At 69.6% G+C, this 20050-nt stretch carries 17 protein-coding genes and 1 tRNA gene; 13 read left to right on the top strand and 5 right to left on the bottom strand.

All coding sequences use genetic code 11. The annotated features are described in order from the left end of the window. The first annotated feature begins 17 nt into the window (after positions 1-17). The 8 genes from OG295_RS25835 (at position 18) to OG295_RS25800 (ending at position 9760) form a co-directional block, all read left to right on the top strand. The gene (locus OG295_RS25835) at positions 18-2288 is read left to right on the top strand and encodes an FdhF/YdeP family oxidoreductase (protein ID WP_371679041.1); all 2271 of its coding nucleotides are present in this window, start codon (positions 18-20) and stop codon (positions 2286-2288) included. 53 nt (positions 2289-2341) lie between these two features. Next, the gene (locus OG295_RS25830) at positions 2342-2800 is read left to right on the top strand and encodes a PaaI family thioesterase (protein ID WP_371679040.1); all 459 of its coding nucleotides are present in this window, start codon (positions 2342-2344) and stop codon (positions 2798-2800) included. A 490-nt stretch (positions 2801-3290) separates the two neighbouring features. Further along, on the top strand, positions 3291-3614 hold the full coding sequence (locus OG295_RS25825) for a hypothetical protein (protein ID WP_371679039.1): 324 nt from the start codon (positions 3291-3293) through the stop codon (positions 3612-3614). A 300-nt stretch (positions 3615-3914) separates the two neighbouring features. Next, on the top strand, positions 3915-5144 hold the full coding sequence (locus OG295_RS25820) for a branched-chain amino acid ABC transporter substrate-binding protein (RefSeq protein ID WP_371679037.1): 1230 nt from the start codon (positions 3915-3917) through the stop codon (positions 5142-5144). Positions 5145-5262: 118 nt separating this feature from the next. Then, positions 5263-6192, top strand: coding sequence for a branched-chain amino acid ABC transporter permease (locus tag OG295_RS25815; RefSeq protein WP_371679035.1), 930 nt, complete (start codon positions 5263-5265; stop codon positions 6190-6192). 5 nt (positions 6193-6197) lie between these two features. Then, positions 6198-8015, top strand: a complete 1818-nt coding sequence (locus OG295_RS25810; protein WP_371679034.1) for a branched-chain amino acid ABC transporter permease — start codon at positions 6198-6200, stop codon at positions 8013-8015. 3 nt (positions 8016-8018) lie between these two features. Beyond that, complete coding sequence (locus tag OG295_RS25805; RefSeq protein ID WP_371679033.1) at positions 8019-9047, top strand: ABC transporter ATP-binding protein; 1029 nt, start codon at positions 8019-8021, stop codon at positions 9045-9047. Beyond that, entirely contained in the window at positions 9044-9760 is a 717-nt protein-coding gene (locus OG295_RS25800) for an ABC transporter ATP-binding protein (RefSeq protein WP_280914703.1), read from the top strand. Before OG295_RS25805 ends, OG295_RS25800 begins: the two co-directional genes overlap by 4 nt. A 75-nt stretch (positions 9761-9835) precedes the next feature. Here OG295_RS25800 and OG295_RS25795 read toward each other — a convergent pair whose 3' ends face one another. Beyond that, the gene (locus OG295_RS25795) at positions 9836-10492 is read right to left on the bottom strand and encodes a response regulator (protein ID WP_356222476.1); all 657 of its coding nucleotides are present in this window, start codon (positions 10490-10492) and stop codon (positions 9836-9838) included. 100 nt (positions 10493-10592) lie between these two features. Between OG295_RS25795 and OG295_RS25790 the strand changes: the two genes are divergently transcribed. The 4 genes from OG295_RS25790 to OG295_RS25775 all read left to right on the top strand — a co-directional run bounded on the left by OG295_RS25790 (position 10593) and on the right by OG295_RS25775 (position 12574). After that, positions 10593-10665 (top strand) — tRNA-Leu (locus OG295_RS25790). Positions 10666-10755: 90 nt separating this feature from the next. Further along, the gene (locus tag OG295_RS25785; RefSeq protein ID WP_371681307.1) at positions 10756-11460 is read left to right on the top strand and encodes a helix-turn-helix domain-containing protein; all 705 of its coding nucleotides are present in this window, start codon (positions 10756-10758) and stop codon (positions 11458-11460) included. 46 nt (positions 11461-11506) lie between these two features. Further along, the gene (locus OG295_RS25780; protein ID WP_371679032.1) at positions 11507-11758 is read left to right on the top strand and encodes an EF-hand domain-containing protein; all 252 of its coding nucleotides are present in this window, start codon (positions 11507-11509) and stop codon (positions 11756-11758) included. 75 nt (positions 11759-11833) lie between these two features. Continuing rightward, the gene (locus tag OG295_RS25775; protein ID WP_371679031.1) at positions 11834-12574 is read left to right on the top strand and encodes an SDR family oxidoreductase; all 741 of its coding nucleotides are present in this window, start codon (positions 11834-11836) and stop codon (positions 12572-12574) included. A gap of 53 nt (positions 12575-12627) precedes the next feature. Here OG295_RS25775 and pyk read toward each other — a convergent pair whose 3' ends face one another. Both pyk and OG295_RS25765 read right to left on the bottom strand, forming a co-directional pair. Then, positions 12628-14055: a pyruvate kinase gene (gene pyk / locus OG295_RS25770; protein ID WP_371679030.1), complete on the bottom strand. Its 1428-nt coding sequence runs from the start codon at positions 14053-14055 to the stop codon at positions 12628-12630. A gap of 157 nt (positions 14056-14212) precedes the next feature. Continuing rightward, positions 14213-14917 carry an SIMPL domain-containing protein gene (locus OG295_RS25765; RefSeq protein WP_371679029.1) on the bottom strand — a complete coding sequence of 235 codons (705 nt, stop codon included), beginning with the start codon at positions 14915-14917 and terminating at the stop codon, positions 14213-14215. A gap of 128 nt (positions 14918-15045) precedes the next feature. Between OG295_RS25765 and OG295_RS25760 the strand changes: the two genes are divergently transcribed. Next, complete coding sequence (locus OG295_RS25760) at positions 15046-16866, top strand: bifunctional UDP-sugar hydrolase/5'-nucleotidase (protein WP_371679028.1); 1821 nt, start codon at positions 15046-15048, stop codon at positions 16864-16866. A 137-nt stretch (positions 16867-17003) separates the two neighbouring features. Here OG295_RS25760 and OG295_RS25755 read toward each other — a convergent pair whose 3' ends face one another. Next, positions 17004-18413, bottom strand: coding sequence for a lysine N(6)-hydroxylase/L-ornithine N(5)-oxygenase family protein (locus tag OG295_RS25755; protein ID WP_371679027.1), 1410 nt, complete (start codon positions 18411-18413; stop codon positions 17004-17006). Continuing rightward, positions 18410-19801: an aspartate aminotransferase family protein gene (locus OG295_RS25750; RefSeq protein WP_371679026.1), complete on the bottom strand. Its 1392-nt coding sequence runs from the start codon at positions 19799-19801 to the stop codon at positions 18410-18412. Before OG295_RS25750 ends, OG295_RS25755 begins: the two co-directional genes overlap by 4 nt. Between the last annotated feature and the right edge of the window lie 249 nt (positions 19802-20050).

Here is a 20050-nt window from a genome sequence, read left to right as displayed (position 1 = left end):
GCTCGAAGGAGAGCGCGATGGCGACCAAGCCGCCCACAGGCGACCCCGTGCAGGACGCACCCCAGGTCACCCCGCCCCAGCACGCGGCCGCCGGCCTCCCGGCGATCGGACACACCCTCAAGATCGCGCACGCGCAGATGGGCCTGGCCCGCACCGCCCGCACCCTCCTCAAGGTCAACCAGAAGGACGGCTTCGACTGCCCCGGCTGCGCCTGGCCCGAGGGTGACAAGCGGCACACCGCCGAGTTCTGCGAGAACGGCGCCAAGGCCGTGGCCGAGGAGGCCACGCTGCGCCGGGTCACCCCGGCGTTCTTCGCCGAGCACCCCCTCGCCGACCTCGCGACGCGCTCCGGGTACTGGCTGGGCCAGCAGGGCCGCATCACCGAACCGATGTACCTCCCCGAAGGCGGCGACCGCTACGAGCCGGTGAGCTGGGAGCGGGCCTTCGAGGTCATCGCCGAGGAACTGCGCGCCCTGTCCTCCCCCGACGAGGCCGTCTTCTACACCTCCGGCCGCACCAGCAACGAGGCGGCGTTCCTCTTCCAGCTCTTCGCCCGCGAGTTCGGCACCAACAACCTGCCGGACTGCTCGAACATGTGCCACGAGTCCTCCGGCTCCGCCCTGAACGAGACCATCGGCATCGGCAAGGGCAGCGTCTCCCTCGAAGACCTCCACCAGGCCGAACTGATCATCGTCGCCGGGCAGAACCCGGGCACCAACCACCCCCGCATGCTCTCCGCCCTGGAGAAGGCCAAGACCGCCGGCGCGAAGATCATCTCGGTGAACCCGCTGCCCGAGGCCGGCACCGAACGCTTCAAGAACCCCCAGAACCCCCTCGGCATGCTCAAGGGCACCGCCCTGACCGACCTCTTCCTCCAGATCCGCATCGGCGGGGACCAGGCCCTCTTCCGGCTCCTCAACAAGCTCGTCATCGAGACCGAGGGCGCCACCGACGAGACCTTCATCGCCGAGCACACCCACGGCTACGAGGAGCTCGCCGCCGTCGCCCGCAAGGCCGACTGGGACGAGACCCTCACCGCCACCGGCCTCACCCGCCCCGAGATCGAACGCGCCCTGGCCATGATCCTGGCCTCCAAGCGCACCATCGTCTGCTGGGCCATGGGCCTCACCCAGCACAAGCACGCCGTCGCCACCATCCGCGAGGTCGTCAACCTCCTCCTGCTCCGCGGCGACATCGGCCGCCCCGGCGCCGGCGTCTGCCCCGTCCGCGGCCACTCCAACGTCCAGGGCGACCGCACCATGGGGATCTTCGAGCGCCCCGCACCCGCCTTCCTCGACGCCCTCGACCGCGAATTCGCCATCACCTCGCCGCGCGCCCACGGCTTCGACGTCGTCCGCTCCATCCAGGCCCTGCGCGACGGCGAGGCCAAGGTCTTCTTCGCCATGGGCGGCAACTTCGTCGGCGCCACCCCCGACACCGACGTCACCGAGGCCGCGGTCCGCCGCGCCTCCCTCACCGTGCACGTCTCCACCAAACTCAACCGCTCCCACGCGGTCACCGGCCGGCGCGCCCTGATCCTGCCCACCCTCGGCCGCACCGACAAGGACGTCCAGGCCACCGGCAAGCAGTTCGTCACGGTCGAGGACTCCATGGGCATGGTCCACGCCTCCCGCGGCAACCTCGCCCCCGCCTCCCCCCTGCTGCTCTCCGAACCCGCCATCGTGGCCCGCATGGCCCGCGCCGTCCTCGGCGACGCCTCCGCCACCCCCTGGGAGGAGTTCGAACGCGACTACGCCGCCATCCGCGACCGCATCGCCCGCGTCATCCCCGGCTTCGAGGACTTCAACGCCCGCGTCGCCCACCCCGGCGGCTTCCGGCTGCCCCACGCCCCCCGCGACGAACGCCGCTTCCCCACCAAGACCGGCAAGGCCAACTTCACCGCCGCCCCCGTCGAGTACCCGCGCGTCCCCGCCGGCCGCCTGCTCCTGCAGACCCTGCGCAGCCACGACCAGTACAACACCACCATCTACGGCCTCGACGACCGCTACCGCGGCATCACCGGCGGCCGCCGCGTCGTCATGGTCCACCCCGACGACGCAGCCGAGCTGAACCTGCCCGACGGCTCCTACACCGACCTCGTCAGCGAATGGAACGACGGCGTCGAACGCCGCGCCCCCGGCTTCCGCGTCGTGCACTACCCCACCGCCCGGGGCTGCGCCGCCGCCTACTACCCCGAGACCAACGTCCTGGTCCCCCTCGACTCCACCGCCGACACCAGCAACACACCCGCCAGCAAGTCCGTCGTCGTGCGCTTCGAACCGGCCTGATAGAACGGCACCGCACACATCGGTTAACGATCGTTGACGAACGGAGCAGACCCATGGGCGAGCAGCACGCCGTGAAGTTCCCGCAGGAAGTCCTCGACGAGTACACCGCCCTGGGCATAGACCTGCCCGCGCTGTTCTCGGCGGGCGCCCTCGGGATCCGGATGGACATCCGGATACTGGAGGCCTCCGCCGAGCGGGTCGTCGCCACGATGCCCGTCGAGGGCAACACCCAGCCCTACGGACTCCTGCACGGCGGCGCCTCCGCCGTCCTGGCCGAGACCCTCGGCTCCGTCGGCGCGATGATGCACGGCGGCATCAAGAAGGTCGCCGTCGGCGTGGACCTGAACTGCACCCACCACCGCGGCGCCCGCTCCGGCCTGGTCACCGGCGTGGCCACCCCCGTCCACCGGGGCCGCTCCACCGCCACCTACGAGATCGTCATCACCGACGAACAGGACCGCCGCGTCTGCACCGCCCGCCTCACCTGCCTGCTGCGCGACACGGACTCTTAACAACAGGGCCGATACGGGCAGTTGTGCCACCACCGGCGCCGGTCTAGCGTTCCCGCATGGGATCGGGACCGGCGCCGCCGCGCACCACGACCGCGCGAACACTCACACTGACGGCCCTCCCGGCCGCCACCCTCCCCGGCTGCGCCGGCGCCCCCCGCGACACCCCGACCGGCGGGCCGCGGCGGTGAGCGGCGGCATCGGGCCCGTGGAGCCCGGGGAGGGCACGAGCGGCCGCGAGGGGCCGCGCCCGGGGCCCCGTACGCCCCGGTGGCTCGACCGCGCCCGTACGGCCGCGGGGCGCCACCGGCGGGTCCTGGTGGCGCTGGGAGCCGCGGCCGTTCTGGCCGCGGGCACCGCCCGCTGGTACGCGACCCGGCCGCAGGCACCCCCGCCCGCGGCGCCACCTCCCCCCTCCCAGGCGCTGTCCCTGACGTACGGGGAACCACTGGATCCGGCCCCGGCCGGAACCGCGTTCGCGTTCACTGTGCGTGTGCGGACCTCCTCCGGTCCGGCCGTCACGGTGGAGCGGATCGGCCAGCCGTCGGGGGCACTGAGCGTGATGATCCGGCCACAGCTGCCGGTCACGGTCGCGGCGGGAGAAGTCCGCGAGCTGATCCTGACGATTCAGGCGAAAGACTGCGTGCATGTAGCACGGAATTCCAGCCTCCCATTCTTGGAAGTAACCCTGAGTAATGGATTCCAGAAAGAGGATCACAGTTACATCCCCGGTGACCGATATGCGCGAGATCTTTCCGTCGCGCTGACCAGGGCCTGTCCCGAAGGTCGAGACAACGGCACGCCTGCGCCGTCATGACCAAAACCCCCCAGGGTCCTGGCATGACAGGACCAAAACCACTCCACAGTCCTCACGCGTCTCAGCATGCGGACGCGACGAACCGGCCTGAATTCCCCCGTTCCACCCGCACAGATCCGCTATGTATTACGCCGTGGCATAACAAGAGAGTCACATCATTGGCCTCAGCCCTCCATATCCCCCGAAGAGCCGCCTAGAGTCACCGCCAGTTACCGCGACCGCCGGATTCGATTCAGTTCGGTTCCCCGCGTTCGACTCGACGCGTCCCACGGGGGACGCGGCGCCTGGAAAGGACTGATCGTGCGTCATCGTCAGCTCATCGCCGTAACCGCCGCTCTCGCCGCGGGCGCCCTCACCCTCACCGCCTGCGGCTCCCGCGACAGCGGCAGCACCGCCGGCGACGGTGGCAACACCACGGTCGTCATCGGCGTCGACGCCCCCCTGACGGGCGACCTCTCCGCACTCGGCCTCGGCATCAAGAACTCCGCCGACCTGGCCGCCAAGCAGGCCAACGAGAAGAAGTACGTCAAGGGCGTCACCTTCAAGATCCAGGCCCTCGACGACCAGGCGCAGGCCTCCTCCGGCCAGCAGAACGCCACCAAGCTCACCGCCGACAAGGACGTCCTCGGCGTCGTCGGCCCGCTGAACTCCTCGGTCTCCGAGTCCATGCAGAAGGTCTTCGACGACGCCAAGCTGGCCCAGATCTCCCCGGCCAACACCAGCCCGTCCCTGACCCAGGGCCCCAAGTGGGCCGAGGGCCAGAAGGTCCGCACCTACAAGAGCTACTTCCGCACCGCCACCACGGACGCCATCCAGGGCCCGTTCGCGGCGCAGTACCTCTTCAACAAGGCGGGCAAGAAGAAGGTCTTCATCATCGATGACAAGAAGACCTACGGCGCCGGCCTCGCCGGCACCTTCAAGGGTGAGTTCACCAAGCTCGGCGGCGCCGTCGCCGGCGAAGGCCACATCGACCCCGAGTCCAAGGACTTCTCGGCGATCGTGACCCAGGTCAAGAGCTCCGGCGCCGACGTCGTCTACTACGGCGGCGAGTACCCCGCGGCCGGCCCGCTCAGCAAGCAGATCAAGGCCTCCGGCGCCAACATCCCGCTCGTCGGCGGCGACGGCATCTACGACAAGAAGTTCGTCGAGCTCGCGGGCGACGCCGCCACCGGCGACTTCTCCACCTCCGTCGGCGCCCCCGTCGAGAGCCTGCCCTCCGCCAAGGAGTTCGTGGCCAACTACACCAAGGCCGGCTACAAGGACCCCTTCGCTGCCTACGGCGGCTACTCCTACGACTCCGCCTGGGCCGTCATCGAGGCCGTCAAGAAGGTCGTCGACGCCAACAACGGCAAGCTCCCCTCCGACGCCCGCGCCAAGGTCCTCGAAGCCGTCCAGGGCGTCTCCTTCGAGGGCGTGACCGGCAAGGTCTCCTTCGACGAGTTCGGCGACGCCACCAACAAGCAGCTCACCGTCTACAAGGTCGACGGCGGCGAGTGGAAGTCCGTCGAGTCCGGCACCTACGGCGGCTGACCTCCAACGGCTAGCCCGCTAGCTCGCTAGCCCCTCACCCCTCATCTTTGCCGCGCGGGGCGCGCACCATTGCGCCCCGCGCGGTGTCACATCCGTCGAAAGACTCGGAGGACCTGCGGTGCACGAACTGCCGCAACAGCTGGTCAACGGCCTGCTACTGGGATCCATGTACGGGCTCGTCGCCATCGGCTACACGATGGTTTATGGCATTGTCCAGCTCATCAACTTCGCCCACGGCGAGATCTTCATGACCGGCGGGTTCGGAGCCCTCACGGTCTGGCTGATGCTCCCCGGTGGCACCACCATGTGGGTGGCCCTGCCCCTCATGCTCATAGGCGCCATCCTCGTCGCCACCCTCATAGCCGTCGGCGCGGAACGCTTCGCCTACCGCCCCCTCCGCAGCGCACCCCGCCTCGCACCGCTCATCACCGCCATCGGCCTCTCCATCGTCCTCCAGCAGGCGGTATGGGCCTGGTACCCCGACGCGAAGTCCTCCGTCGTCTTCCCCGAAATCCCCGGCGGCCCCTTCCACATCGGCAGCATCACCATCCAGACCGGTGACGTCTTCCTCCTGATCGCCGCCCCCATCTCCATGGCCTTCCTCGGCTTCTTCGTCAAGAAGACCCGCACCGGCCGCGGCATGCAGGCAACCGCCCAGGACCCCGACACCGCGAAGCTCATGGGCATCAACACCGACCGCATCATCACGGTCGCCTTCGCCCTCGGCGCCACCTTCGCCGCCGTCGGAGCCGTCGCCTACGGCCTCAAGTACGGCGAAGTCAACTACCGCATGGGCTTCATCCTCGGCCTCAAGGCCTTCACCGCCGCCGTCCTCGGCGGCATCGGGAACATCTACGGCGCCATGATCGGCGGCCTGGTCCTCGGCCTCGCCGAGACCCTCACCACCGCCTACATCGCCGACGTCCCCGGCATGAGCCAGCTCGGCGGCCAGTCCTGGGGCAACACCTGGGCGTTCGTACTCCTCATCCTCGTGCTGCTCTTCCGACCCCAGGGTCTGCTGGGCGAGCGCGTGGCCGACAGGGCGTGAGAACCATGACGACTACCACCACGGACACCACGCAGCAGCCGGTCGCCACCGGCCGCCGGGGAATCACCCTCCCCGAGAAGACGGCCCGCGCCCTCGCCACCGCAGGCGGTGCCCTCACCGTCATCTCCTGCTTCCTCGCCTGGACCTGGACCTCCGCCTTCCCCGGTGACCTCACCGTCTACGGATACCCCGGCGGCCTCCAGTGGCTCGTCCTCGTCGGCGGCGCCCTCACCACCCTCTTCGGCCTCTCCTCCTACGGCGTCAAGGGCCTCCGCTGGCTCACCCCCGCCGGAGCCGACGCCGCGATCAAGCTCTCCGCCCTCGGCACCCTGCTCACCATGGCCTACACCGCCTGGGCGATCAGCAACACCCTCGGCGGCCTGGTCAACCTCGAACCCGGCGCGTTCGTCGCCCTCGTCACCGCGCTCGCCGCCTACCTCGGCGCCCGCTCCCTCCCCTTCGAGCGCCCCGCCGGCGACCCCGCGGACCCCGAAGACACCTGGTGGGAGCAGACCAAGCACAACATCGGCAACAGCTGGGCCGTCACCAAGGCAGCCCACGCCGGCGGCACCCCCAAGGCGGCCCGCGCCCTCCCGGCCTACGCCGAAATCCTCATCATCACCGCGGTCCTCGCCGTCGGCCTCGGCGTCTTCACCTACGGCGTCACCACCCCGTACCAGGAACTCTTCATCGGCTTCCTGATCGCCGCGGGCTTCGGCTTCACCGCACTCAACAAGGCCGGCCTGGTGGGCCGCTTCACCGCACTCACCGCCAAGCACCGCAACGTCGCCCTCGTCGGCGCCTTCGTCGCGGCCGCCGCCTTCCCCCTCACCCAGACCGACGACCAGTACGCGACCCTCGGCGTCAACATCCTCATCTTCGCCACCGTCGCCCTCGGCCTGAACATCGTCGTCGGCCTCACCGGCCTCCTCGACCTCGGCTACGTCGCCTTCCTCGGCGTCGGCGCCTACACCGCGGCCCTGGTCTCCGGCTCCCCCAACTCCCCCTTCGGAGTGCACTTCCCCTTCTGGGCCGCGATCCTCCTCGGTGCGGTCGCCTCCATGGTCTTCGGCGTCCTCATCGGCGCCCCGACCCTGCGCCTGCGCGGCGACTACCTCGCCATCGTGACCCTGGGCTTCGGAGAGATCTTCCGGATCTCCATGAACAACCTCGACGGCGTCTCCGGCCCGGACCTCACCAACGGCCCCAACGGCATCGCCGGCGTCCCCAACGTCGACCTCTTCGGCTTCGACTTCGGCGCCAGCCACAGCATCCTCGGATTCACCGTCGGCCGCTTCGCCAACTACTTCCTGCTGATGCTCCTGGTCACCCTCATCGTGATCATGGTCTTCCGCCGCAGCGCCGAATCCCGCATCGGCCGCGCCTGGGTCGCCATCCGCGAAGACGAGACCGCCGCCGAAGCCATGGGCATCAACGGCTTCCGCGTCAAGCTCATCGCCTTCGCCCTCGGCGCCACCCTCGCCGGCCTCGCCGGAGCCGTACAGGCCCACGTGAACTACACCGTCACCCCGGACCAGTACGTCTTCGCCAACGCCGTCCCCCCGAACTCCGCCTTCCTCCTCGCGGCGGTCGTCCTCGGCGGCATGGGCACCATCTCCGGCCCCCTCGTCGGCGGCGCCCTCCTCTTCATGATCCCCAACAAGCTCCAGTTCCTGGGCGAGTACCAGCTCCTCGTCTTCGGCATCGCGCTCGTCATCCTGATGCGTCTGCGCCCCGAAGGCCTCATCCCCAACCGGCGCAACCAGCTCGAACTCCACAAGGACCTCGAAGCGCCCACAGTCCTCGGCAAGACAGGGGCCTGATCCATGACCACCACCACGACCGAGACGACGACCGAGACGGTCCTCGACGCCCGCGGCGTCACGATGCGCTTCGGCGGCCTCACCGCCGTCAAGAACGTCGACCTGACCGTCCGCAGCGGCGAGATCGTCGGCCTCATCGGCCCCAACGGCGCCGGCAAGACCACCTTCTTCAACTGCCTCACCGGCCTCTACATCCCCACCGAGGGAGAAGTCCGGTACAAGGGCACGGTCCTGCCCCCCAAGTCCTACAAGGTCACCGCGGCCGGCATCGCCCGCACCTTCCAGAACATCCGTCTCTTCAACAACATGACGGTCCTGGAAAACGTCCTCGTCGGACGCCACACCCGCACCAAGGAAGGCCTCTGGTCCGCCCTCCTGCGCCTGCCCAGCTTCGGCCGCGCCGAAGAAGCCAGCCGCCAGCGGGCCATGGAACTCCTGGAGTTCATCGGCCTCGACCACAAGGCCGACCACCTCGCCCGCAACCTCCCCTACGGCGAGCAGCGCAAGCTGGAGATCGCCCGCGCCCTCGCCAGCGACCCCGGCCTCATCCTCCTGGACGAGCCCACCGCCGGCATGAACCCGCAGGAGACCCGGGCCGCCGAAGAGCTCATCTTCGCCATCCGGGACAAGGGCATCGCCGTCCTCGTCATCGAGCACGACATGCGCTTCATCTTCAACCTCTGCGACCGCGTCGCCTGCCTCGTCCAGGGCCAGAAGCTCATCGAAGGCACCGCCACCGAGGTCCAGAGCGACGAGCGCGTCATCGCCGCCTACCTCGGCGAGCCCTTCGAAGGCGCCCCCGGCGCCGAGGAGGCCGCGGAGGTCGAGGCGGCGGAGGCCGCGGCCACGGAGCCCGAGGCCCCGGCCGCCGACGCCACGGAGGCCGAAGCCACCGAGGCCGACGCCCCCGCGGCCGAAACCGCGGAAGCCGAAACCGCAGAGGCCGACGCCCCCGCGGCGGACGCCCCCGCGGCCGCGGCCGACGCCGCGGAGCAGGACAGCACCACCAGCACGGACGGAGAAGCCAAGTGACCGCCCTCCTCGAGGTCGAAGACCTCCGCGTCGCCTACGGCAAGATCGAGGCCGTCAAGGGCATCTCCTTCAGCGTCCAGGAAGGCGAGATCGTCACCCTCATCGGGACGAACGGCGCCGGCAAGACGACCACCCTGCGCACCCTCTCCGGCCTGATCAAACCGCGTGGCGGCCAGATCAAGTTCGAGGGCAAGTCCCTCAAGAAGGTCCAGGCGCACGACATCGTCGCCCTCGGCCTCGCCCACTCCCCCGAGGGCCGGCACATCTTCCCGCGCATGACGATCGAGGACAACCTCCTCCTCGGCGCGTACCTGAAGAACGACAAGGTCGGCATCCAGCAGGACATCGACCGGGCCTACGAGCTCTTCCCGATCCTGGGCGAGCGCCGCAAGCAGGCCGCCGGCACCCTCTCGGGCGGCGAGCAGCAGATGCTCGCCATGGGCCGCGCGCTCATGTGCCGCCCGAAGCTGCTCATGCTCGACGAGCCCTCCATGGGCCTCTCGCCGCTCATGATGCAGAAGATCATGGCCACGATCGCCGAACTCAAGGCGGCCGGCACCACGATCCTGCTCGTCGAGCAGAACGCCCAGGCCGCGCTGTCCCTGGCCGACCAGGGCCACGTCATGGAGATCGGCAAGATCGTCCTGTCGGGCCCCGGCCGCGAGCTCCTCGTCAACGAGGACGTCCGCAAGGCCTACCTCGGCGAGGACTAGTCCCCGCCACCCCCGCACACGCGTGAGGCCCGTCTCCCCCGAGGGGGAGACGGGCCTCACGCGTACGCCGCGCCGTTACTCCTTGGCGGCGTTCTGCTTCTTCTCCTCGGCGTCCTCGATGACCGCCTCGGCGACCTGCTGCATGGACATGCGGCGGTCCATGGAGGTCTTCTGGATCCACCGGAACGCGGCCGGCTCGGTCAGCCCGTACTGGGTCTGCAGGATGCTCTTCGCCCGGTCGACGAGCTTGCGGGTCTCCAGGCGGGCGGAGAGGTCCGCGACCTCCTTCTCCAGCGCCTTCAGCTCGGCGAAGCGGGACACGGCCATCTCGATGGCCGGGACCACGTCGCTCTTGCTGAAGGGCTTGACCAGGTACGCCATGGCCCCGGCGTCCCGGGCCCGCTCGACGAGGTCGCGCTGCGAGAACGCGGTCAGCATCAGGACGGGGGCGATGGACTCCTCCGCGATCTTCTCGGCCGCGGAGATCCCGTCGAGGACGGGCATCTTCACATCGAGGATCACCAGGTCGGGGCGGTGCTCACGGGCCAGCTCGACGGCCGTCTGCCCGTCCCCGGCCTCACCGACGACGGAGTAGCCCTCCTCCTCCAGCATCTCTTTCAGATCCAGGCGGATGAGCGCCTCGTCCTCGGCGATGACGACGCGGGTCGTCAGCGGCGGAACGTGCGACTGGTCGGCGTCGGGCGTGGGCGTCGACTCGTGCTCGGCGGTCACGGGGGCTCCTTGGTACGGGGCATAACAAGCTCCCCCGAGCCTACCTAGCTACGGTATCTTTGTGGCACGGAGGGTCTTAGGTATCCTTCGTTTCGAAGGGGCCCCGGTAGCCCAGCGGTAGAGGCCATGGATTCAAAACCCATTCAGCGTCGGTTCGAATCCGACCCGGGGCACTTCTCCTTCGATTTAAAGGTCGGCAGGCCCTTTTAGCGATCTTCACTCGTCGCAGTGAACAAGACTTCGATTTGCGGCCAAGTGGATGAATAGCCGCGAAGCTCTCACGCGGGGAACACAACCCAGGAATACGTGAGCACGCACTCGTCCTCCTCCGTCGCGGTGAGAGCAATCGATCCGTGGCCGAGAGACTCGACGTTCCGCGAGGAACGGTCGGCCGGTGGCGCCACGAAGACCGAAAACACAGGGGTGAGACCTACATCCACCCCACCGACTGCCCCATGTGCACGGACCACCCGCTCGACCGTTCGGCATACGCCTATCTGCTTGGCCTCTACCTGGGCGACGGGCACATCATCTCGAAGCACAAGCAGCACCACCTGTCCGTCTTCTGTGACGCGGCATGGACCGGGCTGATCGACGCCGCCGAAGAAGCGATGCACCGGGTGATGCCGCTGTCCAGGATCAGCCGCAGACAGCGGCAGGGGTGCGTCGAGGTCAAGTCCTACACCCAGCACTGGAAGCGCCTCTTCCCCCAGCACCCCTGGGCGTTCGTCCGGGGGCTGATCCACTCCGACGGATGCCGGACTCCGAACCGGACCGTCCGCAACGGCAAGCGGTACGAGTATCCTCGCTGTTTCTTCACCAACAGGTCGACGGACATCACAAGCCTGCTGACCCGCACCCTCGACCTGCTCGGGGTCGAATGGAGACGGGCGAACGAGGCCAACGTCTCCATCGCCCGGAAGGAATCCGTAGCGCTCATGGACGCGCACATCGGCCCGAAGTATTGACCAGGTGCCGCCTAGGCTGGAGGCAACGACTACGAGGGGACCCGTGATGAGCGAGAAGGCCCGGACGCTGTTCGACGCGCTGGATCTGGACCACAACGGCGTGCTGACCCGCGCCGAGGTGATCTCGGCGTTGCGGAGCAAGGGGCCGACGTTGGCGGCTCGGGGGGAGTTGCCGTTCTGGGCGGTGGGGGACGCGGAGGCGTCGTCGGCGTTGTTCGACGCGGCGGACGCGAACGGGGACGCGGTGCTGACGTTCGAGGAGTTCGCGGCGCTGGTGGACCGGCGGTTCGGCTGGTGAAGCGGGTCGGTGCGAGTGGATCATGTGTTACGTTTTTTCTGTAGTGATCGTTAGAGAATTACAGGGGGCTTTGCCATGGAACGAATCGCACTGGTCACGGGCGGAAGCCGCGGGATCGGCCGGGCCATCGCGGAACGGCTCGCGACCGATGGGCTCACGGTGGTGCTGACGTACGCCGGGAACGAGGCGGCGGCCCGGGACACCGTCGAGGGGATCGAGGGGAAGGGCGGGCGGGCGCGTGCCGTGCGGGCCGAGTTCGGGCGGCACGGGGACGCGGCGGGGCTCTGGGCGGCGTACGACGGACTGGGGCTGGGGCCGGTCGACGTGCTGGTGAACAACGCCGGGATCGGGATGCCGGTGCCGCTCGGGTCGGTCACCGAGGAGGAGTTCGACCGCGTCTTCGCGGTGAACGTCCGGGCGCCGTTCTTCCTGGTCCAGGAGGGGCTGGAGCGGCTGCGCGACGGCGGCCGGGTCATCAACATCTCCAGCGGCGCGGCCCGGATCGCGATGCCGGAGATCCTCGCCTACGGGTCCACCAAGGGGGCCCTGGACAATCTGACGCTGAACCTCGCGAAGGCGCTGGGCCCGCGCGGGATCACCGTCAATTCCGTGGCTCCGGGGATCGTCGACACGGACGTCAACGCGGGCTGGCTGCGCGGGAACGCCGAGGCCGAGGCGCACGCCGCTTCGCTGGCGGCGCTCGGCCGGGTGGGGCGGCCGGAGGACATCGCCGATGTGGTCGGCTTCCTCGCGTCCGATGCCGGCCGGTGGGTCACCGGCCGGGTGGTCGACGCGACCGGTGGGGCCGGGCTGTAGCCCGTGGCCCCGGGCCGGACCGGCCGGACCGGCCGGTCCGGCCCCGTGCGGGGTCAGCGGACGGCGTCGCCGATGTGGTGGATGCGGACGAGGTTGGTCTTGCCGCTGACGCCGGGCGGGGAGCCGGCGGTGATCACGACGACGTCGCCGGGGACGCAGCGTCCGATGCGCAGGAGCTCTTCCTCGACCTGGGCGACCATCGCGTCGGTGGAGTCGACCTGGGGGCCGAGGAAGGTTTCGACGCCCCAGGTGAGGTTGAGCTGGGAGCGGGTGGCGGCGTCGGGGGTGAAGGCGAGGAGGGGGATGGGTGAGCGGTAGCGGGAGAGCCGGCGGACGGTGTCTCCGCTCTGGGTGAAGGCGACGAGGAATTTGGCGCCGAGGAAGTCGCCCATTTCGGCTGCGGCGCGGGCGACGGCTCCGCCTTGGGTGCGGGGCTTGTTGGTGTCGGTGAGGGGCGGGAGGCCCTTGGCGAGGATGTCCTCTTCGGCGGCTTCGACGATGCGGGCCATGGTGCGGACCGTTTCGACGGGGTATTTGCCGACGCTGGTCTCGCCGGAGAGCATGACGGCGTCGGTGCCGTCGATGACGGCGTTGGCGACGTCGGAGGCTTCGGCGCGGGTGGGGCGGGAGTTGTCGATCATCGAGTCGAGCATCTGGGTGGCGACGATGACCGGTTTGGCGTTGCGCTTGGCGAGTTTGACGGCGCGCTTCTGGACGATGGGGACCTGCTCCAGGGGCATTTCGACGCCGAGGTCGCCGCGGGCGACCATGATGCCGTCGAAGGCGGCGACGATGTCGTCGATGTTGTCGACGGCCTGGGGCTTTTCGATCTTCGCGATGACGGGGAGGCGGCGGTCCTCCTCGTCCATGATGCGGTGGACGTCTTCGATGTCGTGGCCGCTGCGGACGAAGGAGAGGGCGATGACGTCGGCGCCGGTGCGCAGGGCCCAGCGGAGGTCTTCGATGTCCTTGTCGGAGAGGGCGGGGACGGAGACGGCGACGCCGGGGAGGTTGAGTCCCTTGTGGTCGGAGACCATGCCGCCTTCGATGACGCGGGTGTGGACGCGGGGTCCGTCGACGGTGGTGACTTCGAGGGTGACGCGGCCGTCGTCGACGAGGATGCGTTCGCCGGGGGTGACGTCGTTGGCGAGGCCGGGGTAGGTGGTGCTGCAGGTGTGGCGGTCGCCTTCGTGGTGTTCGACGGTGATGGTGAATTCGTCGCCGCGTTCAAGGAGTACGGGTCCTTCGCGGAAGCGGCCGAGGCGGATCTTCGGGCCTTGAAGGTCGGCGAGGATGCCGACGCTGCGGCCGGTCTCGTCGGAGGCCTTGCGTACGCGCTGGTAGCGCTCCTCGTGTTCGGCGTAGGTGCCGTGGCTGAGATTGAGGCGGGCGATGTCCATTCCGGCTTCGACCAGGGCTTTGATCTGGTCGTATGAGTCGGTGGCGGGGCCCAGGGTACATACGATTTTCGCTCGGCGCATGGGTCGAGCGTATGCCCCTACCAGACAGTAGGAAATTGGTTCCGGGTGTCTACTCAACAACCTTTGGGCAAAAGGTTGTTGACAAATGTTGAATGTGCGCGGGGGTGCTCCGATGAGCACCCCCGACGGGGCACCGGTTCGGCGTTTTGTGCGGGTTTCAGAGCTGCGGCGGGGTCATCGTGAAGCGAGCGTTCACCTGGGCGTAGACGGTCTGCCGCTGGGGTTCGAGGTCGAGGGGCGGGGCTCCGCCGTCCTCGGTGCCGCCGAAGGACATGGCGCGCATCATGCCGCCGGGGGCGGCCATGGCGACGGGGGCGGCGTTCTCGGCTCCGAGGTCGGCGAGTTCGACGAGGGCGGCGAGGTTCGCGCCGAGGGCCTGGGCGTATTCGCGGGCGCGCTGCACGGCTTCGAGGACGGCTTGCCGGCGGGCTTCGCCGTGGGCGGGCGAGGTGGGGCGCAGGGCCCACCAGGGGCCGTCGACCTGGGTGAGTTCCTGGTCGGCGAGGCGGGTGGTGAGTTCGCCGAGGGTGGTGAAGTCGTTGAGTTCGGCGGTGATGTGGACGCGGCCGTGGTAGGCGCGGATGCGTTCGCCGCGGCCGTGGCGGGTGAGTTCGGGGGTGATGGAGAAGGCGCCGGTCTCGATCTTCTCGACGGGTTCGCCGTAGCTCTTGAGGAGTTCGAGGACGGTGTTGTTGCGGCGGGTGAGGTCGTCGAGGGCGGTGCGGCGGTCGGTGCCGCGGGCGCTGACGGTGATGCCGATGCGGGCGATTTCGGGGTCGACTTCGAGCCTGGCTTCGCCGCGGACGGCGACGCGGGGGGTGTCGGGGGTTCCGTAGGGCTGGTGCGTGGCGTCCTGGGTCATGGATTCACTGTCGCACTGTCATTCGTGGGGGTGTGGTCATCGGATCGAAACCTGCCGGGGGTGTTGCTGGTTGTTACCCGTGGGTCAGAATCTACGCGCGTTGTTCACGCCTCAAAAGGGGAGATGGCATGGCGTTCGACCGTAGGAAGTTCATGGGGGCATCGGCCGCGACCGGTGCGGCCGTCGCGTTGGCGGGGGCCACGAGCACCCCGGCCTCCGCGCAGGAGGCGCAGGGGGCGCAGGGGGCGCAGGGGGCGTCGAAGGGGCCGCGGACGTACGCGTTCACGGTGATGGGGACGACGGACCTGCACGGGAACGTCTTCAACTGGGACTACTTCACGGACAAGGAGTTCGACGACAAGGCGCACAACGACGTGGGTCTGGCGAAGATCTCGACGTTGGTGAACCAGGTGCGGTCCGAGAAGGGCCGTTGCAACACGCTGATGATCGACGCGGGTGACACGATCCAGGGGACGCAGCTGTCGTACTACTACGCGAAGGTGGATCCGATCACCGCGCGTCGTGGTCCGGTGCATCCGATGGCGCAGGCGATGAACGCGATCGGGTACGACGCGGCGGCGCTGGGGAACCACGAGTTCAATTACGGGATCCCGGTGCTGCGGAAGTTCGAGGAGCAGTGTGATTTCCCGCTGCTGGGGGCGAACGCGCTGGATGCGAAGACGTTGCGGCCGGCGTTCGCGCCGTACAGCATGCACCGGTTGCGGACGCCGCACGGGCGGGACGTGAAGGTGGCGGTGCTGGGGTTGACGAATCCGGGGATCGCGATCTGGGACAAGGCGAACGTGGCGGGGAAGATGACGTTCCCGGGCCTGGAGGAGCAGGCGGCGAAGTACGTGCCGAAGCTGCGTTCGATGGGTGCGGACGTGGTGATCGTGTCGGCGCATTCGGGGTCGAGCGGTACGTCCTCGTACGGGGACCAGTTGCCGTACGTCGAGAACGCGGCCGGTCTGGTGGCGGAGCAGGTGCCGGGGATCGACGCGATCCTGGTGGGTCACGCGCACACGGAGATCCCGGAGTACCGGGTGAAGAACAAGGCGACCGGCAAGGACGTGGTGCTGTCGGAGCCGTTGAAGTGGGGGCAGCGGCTGACGCTGTTCGACTTCGAGCTGGTGTGGGAGAAGGGCCGCTGGTCGGTGGCGAAGGTGTCGGCGAAGGTGTTGAACTCGAACACTGCGGTCGAGGATCCGAAGATCGTGCGTCTGCTGTCGGACGAGCACCGCAAGGTGGTGGCGTACGTGAACCAGGTGATCGGTACGTCGACGCAGGCGATGTCGTCGGCGGAGGGTCCGGTGAAGGACGTGCCGATCATCGATCTGATCAATCACGTGCAGGCGGAGACGGTGAAGGCGGCGCTGGCGGGTTCGCAGTGGGCGGCGCTGCCGGTGCTGTCGCAGGCGTCGTGCTTCTCGCGGACGGCGGTGGTTCCGGCCGGGCAGGTGACGATCAAGGATGCGGCGGGGCTGTATCCGTTCGAGAACACGCTGGAGGCACGGCTGCTGACGGGTGCGCAGCTGAAGGATTATCTGGAGTATTCGGCGCGGTACTACGTGCAGACGGCGCCGGGTGGTGTGGTGGATCCGGCGAAGATCACGAATTCGGAGAGCGTTCCGGACTACAACTACGACGCGGTGTACGGGCTGTCGTACGACATCGACATCGCGCAGCCGGTGGGGTCGCGGATCGTGGGGTTGTCGTTCCAGGGGAAGCCGGTGGATCCGGCGGCGCGGTTCGTGTTCGCGGTGAACAACTACCGGGCGTCGGGGGGCGGGAACTTCCCGCACGTGCCGAAGGCGCAGCAGTTGTGGGCGAATTCGGAGGAAATACGTAACACGATCATCCAGTGGGTGAAGGCGAAGGGGACGGTGGATCCGGCGGCGTTCGCTTCGGTGGACTGGCGGCTGACGCGGGCCGGGGTGCCCGTCTTCTAGGGCCTGGTGTTCCGGTGGGGGTCGGGGTTCGCGGTGGCGGACTCCGGCCCCCGGTGCGTTCGGGGGGCGTGCGAACGGGGTGCGGGTGACGCCGGTGCCGGGGGTGGGGTGGGCCGGTCGGTGTCCTGGCCCGGGTTTCAGGGGTGTTCGACGAGCGGGAGCAGTTCGCCGGCGGGGTGGGGGCGGGTGTGTTCGCGCTGTTCGAGGCCGAAGGTGGTGAAGGCGGTGCGGTGGGGCTGGGGGTAGGCCTCTTTGTCGGTGAGGGTGTTGAGGATGGCGGCGCTGCGCCAGGCGGCGAGGCCGAGGTCGGGGGCGCCGACGCCGTGGGTGTGGCGTTCGCCGTTCTGGACGAAGACGCTGCCGGTGACGGACGGGTCGAGGATCATCCGGTAGCGGTCGTCGATGCGGGGGCGGCCGGAGGAGTCCTTGCGGAGGTAGGGGTCGAGGCCGGCGAGGAGGCTGGTGAGGGGGCGTTCGCGGTAGCCGGTGGCGAGGACGACGGCGTCGGTGGTGAGGCGGGAGCGGGTGCCCTGCTGGGTGTGCTCGATGTGGAGTTCGACTTTGGTGGTGGCGACGCGGCCTGCGGTGCGGACGCTGACTCCGGGGGTGAGGACGGTGTCGGGCCAGCCGCCGTGGAGGGTGCGGCGGTAGAGCTCTTCGTGGATGGCGGCGATGGTGGCGGCGTCGATGCCCTTGTGGAGTTGCCATTGGGCGGGGACGAGCCGGTCGCGGACGGGTTCGGGGAGGGCGTGGAAGTAGCGGGTGTAGTCGGGGGTGAAGTGTTCGAGGCCGAGTTTGGAGTACTCCATGGGGGCGAAGGAGGGTGTGCGGGCGAGCCAGGTGAGGCGTTCGCGGCCGTGGGGGCGGGCGCGGAGGAGGTCGAGGAAGACTTCGGCGCCTGACTGGCCGGAGCCGATGACGGTGACGTGGTCGGCGGCGAGGATGCGCTGCCGGTTGTCGAGGTAGTCGGCGGAGTGGATGACGGGGACGGTGGGGGCGTCGGCGAGGGGGCGCAGGGGTTCGGGGACGTAGGGGGCGGTGCCGATGCCGAGGGCGAGGTTGCGGGTGTAGGTGCGGCCGAGGGCTTCGGCTTCTCCGTCGGTGTCGATCTGGGTGTAGTCGACTTCGAAGAGGTCGCGTTCGGGGTTCCAGCGGACGGCGTCGACCTGGTGGCCGAAGTGGAGTCCGGGGAGGCGGCCGGCGACCCAGCGGCAGTAGGCGTCGTATTCGGCGCGTTGGATGTGGAACTGCTCGGCGAAGTAGAAGGGGAAGAGCCGTTCCTTGTGCTTGAGGTAGTTGAGGAAGGTCCAGGGGCTGGTGGGGTCGGCGAGGGTGACGAGGTCGGCGAGGAAGGGGACTTGGAGGGTGGCGCCGTCGATGAGGAGGCCGGGGTGCCAGCGGAAGTCGCGGCGCTGGTCGTAGAAGGCGGTGGCGAGGGTGCCGATGCCTTGTTGCGGGAGGCCGTGGGCGAGGGCGGCGAGGGAGAGGTTGAAGGGGCCGATGCCGATTCCGACGAGGTCGTGGGGTGCATCGAGCTGGGCGGTCATCGGTGGGTTCTGCCTTCCAGGAGGGCGACGAGGGTGTCCAGGTCCCTGGCCGTGGTGTGGGGGTTGAGGAGGGTGGCCTTGAGCCAGAGGCGGCCGTCGGCGGTGGCGCGGCCGAGGACGGCGGTGCCGTCCTGGAGGAGGGTGCGGCGCAGGGTGGCGAGCTGGTCGTCGTCCGTGGGGGTGGGTCGGAAGAGGACCGTGGTGAGGGTGGGGTGTGCGTGGAGTTCGAAGCCGGGGTGGGCGTCGAGGAGGTCGGCGAGCCGGTGGGCTGCTGCGCAGGTGAGGTCGATGAGGTGGGCGAGGCCGTCGCGGCCGAGTGAGCGCAGGGTGACGGCGATTTTGAAGGCGTCGGGGCGGCGGGTGGTGCGCAGGGAGCGGCCGAGGAGGTCGGGGAGGCCGGCGTCGGTGTCGTCGGTGGCGTTGAGGTAGTCGGCCTGGTGGGCGAGGGGGGTCAGGTCGGTGGTGTCGCGGACGGCGAGGAGGCCGGCGGCGACGGGTTGCCAGCCGAGTTTGTGCAGGTCGAGGGTGAGGGAGCGGGCGCGGGTGAGTCCGTCGAGCCGGTGGCGGTGGCGGGGGCTGAGGGCGAGGGTGCCGCCGTAGGCGGCGTCGATGTGGAGGTCGGCGCCGTGTCGGTCGCAGAGGTCGGCGAGGGGGGTGAGGGGGTCGATGAGTCCGGCGTCGGTGGTGCCGGCGGTGGCGGTGACGAGGACGGGGCCGGGGGTGTGGGTGAGGGCTTCGGCGAGGGTGGCGGGGTCGAGGGTGCCGTTGGGGGTGGGGAGGGCGCGGGCGGGGGGCAGTCCGAGGAGCCAGGCGGCGCGGGGGATGGAGTGGTGGGCGTTGGCGCCGTGCAGGACGGTCAGGTGGGGGCCGTGGCGTTCGCGGGCGAGGAGGAGGGCGAGTTGGTTGGCTTCGGTGCCGCCGGTGGTGAGGAGGGCGTCGGCGCGGGGGGTGCCGTAGAGCTCGGCGGCGAGGGTGCGGGTGAGGTGGGCTTCGATGGCGGAGGCGGCGGGGGCCTGGTCCCAGGAGTCGAGGGAGGGGTTGAGGACGCTCGCGGCGAGGTCGGCGACGGCGGCCACGGCGAGCGGGGGGCAGTGCAGGTGGGCGGCGCACAGGGGGTCGGCGGGGTCGGCGGCGCCGGCGGTGAGGGTGTGCACGAGGGTGCGGAGTGCTTCGTGGTCGCCGGTGCCGTGGGCGGGGAGTACGTCGCCCAGCGCGGCGGCGACGCGGGCGGCGACGGTGTCGGGGCCGCCGGCGGGGAGGGGTCCGCCGCGTTCCCGGGCGCCGGTGGTGAGGGCGGTGAGGGCGGTGTCGAGGAGGGGGCGCAGCGCGTCGGCGCCGTGGCGGCCGCCCGCGAGTGGAGGCGTCGGCGCGGGCGTGGGCACGGTCATGGGGCCTCCGGGGGCTGGGCTGGGCGTGGCGCTGCGTGGCCGAGGCTGGGCGGGACACCCGGCCGGTACAACGATCAGCCCCGAATGGGGTAACCGCCGGGGTGTGTCCGGGGTCGATTTCCGGCCGCCGCCCTTTCTTTTGCGGGAGGCGTCGGCTTCGGCTCCGGGTCGGGTGGCCGCGGGGCGCGGGGGTGGCCGGGTGGCCGTGGGACGTGGGTGCGGGCAGGTGGGCGGTGGGGTCCGGTGGGG

This window comes from Streptomyces sp. NBC_01276 (assembly GCF_041435355.1).
In the GTDB taxonomy this organism is placed as follows: domain Bacteria; phylum Actinomycetota; class Actinomycetes; order Streptomycetales; family Streptomycetaceae; genus Streptomyces.
The sequence above is the reverse complement of the archived record's forward strand: the minus strand, read 5'-3'. Positions and strand labels throughout refer to the sequence as shown.

Excerpts from the sequence above, each read along its gene's own strand:
- OG295_RS25780 (WP_371679032.1), top strand. The coding sequence starts at position 11,507 with ATGAGCGAGAAGGCCCGGACGCTGTTCGACGCGCTGGATCTGGACCAC.
- OG295_RS25835 (WP_371679041.1), top strand. The coding sequence starts at position 18 with ATGGCGACCAAGCCGCCCACAGGCGACCCCGTGCAGGACGCACCCCAG.
- OG295_RS25830 (WP_371679040.1), top strand. The coding sequence starts at position 2,342 with ATGGGCGAGCAGCACGCCGTGAAGTTCCCGCAGGAAGTCCTCGACGAG.
- OG295_RS25750 (WP_371679026.1), bottom strand. The coding sequence starts at position 19,801 with ATGACCGTGCCCACGCCCGCGCCGACGCCTCCACTCGCGGGCGGCCGC.
- OG295_RS25805 (WP_371679033.1), top strand. The coding sequence starts at position 8,019 with ATGACCACCACCACGACCGAGACGACGACCGAGACGGTCCTCGACGCC.
- OG295_RS25765 (WP_371679029.1), bottom strand. The coding sequence starts at position 14,917 with ATGACCCAGGACGCCACGCACCAGCCCTACGGAACCCCCGACACCCCC.
- OG295_RS25810 (WP_371679034.1), top strand. The coding sequence starts at position 6,198 with ATGACGACTACCACCACGGACACCACGCAGCAGCCGGTCGCCACCGGC.
- OG295_RS25775 (WP_371679031.1), top strand. The coding sequence starts at position 11,834 with ATGGAACGAATCGCACTGGTCACGGGCGGAAGCCGCGGGATCGGCCGG.
- pyk (WP_371679030.1), bottom strand. The coding sequence starts at position 14,055 with ATGCGCCGAGCGAAAATCGTATGTACCCTGGGCCCCGCCACCGACTCA.
- OG295_RS25755 (WP_371679027.1), bottom strand. The coding sequence starts at position 18,413 with ATGACCGCCCAGCTCGATGCACCCCACGACCTCGTCGGAATCGGCATC.
- OG295_RS25760 (WP_371679028.1), top strand. The coding sequence starts at position 15,046 with ATGGCGTTCGACCGTAGGAAGTTCATGGGGGCATCGGCCGCGACCGGT.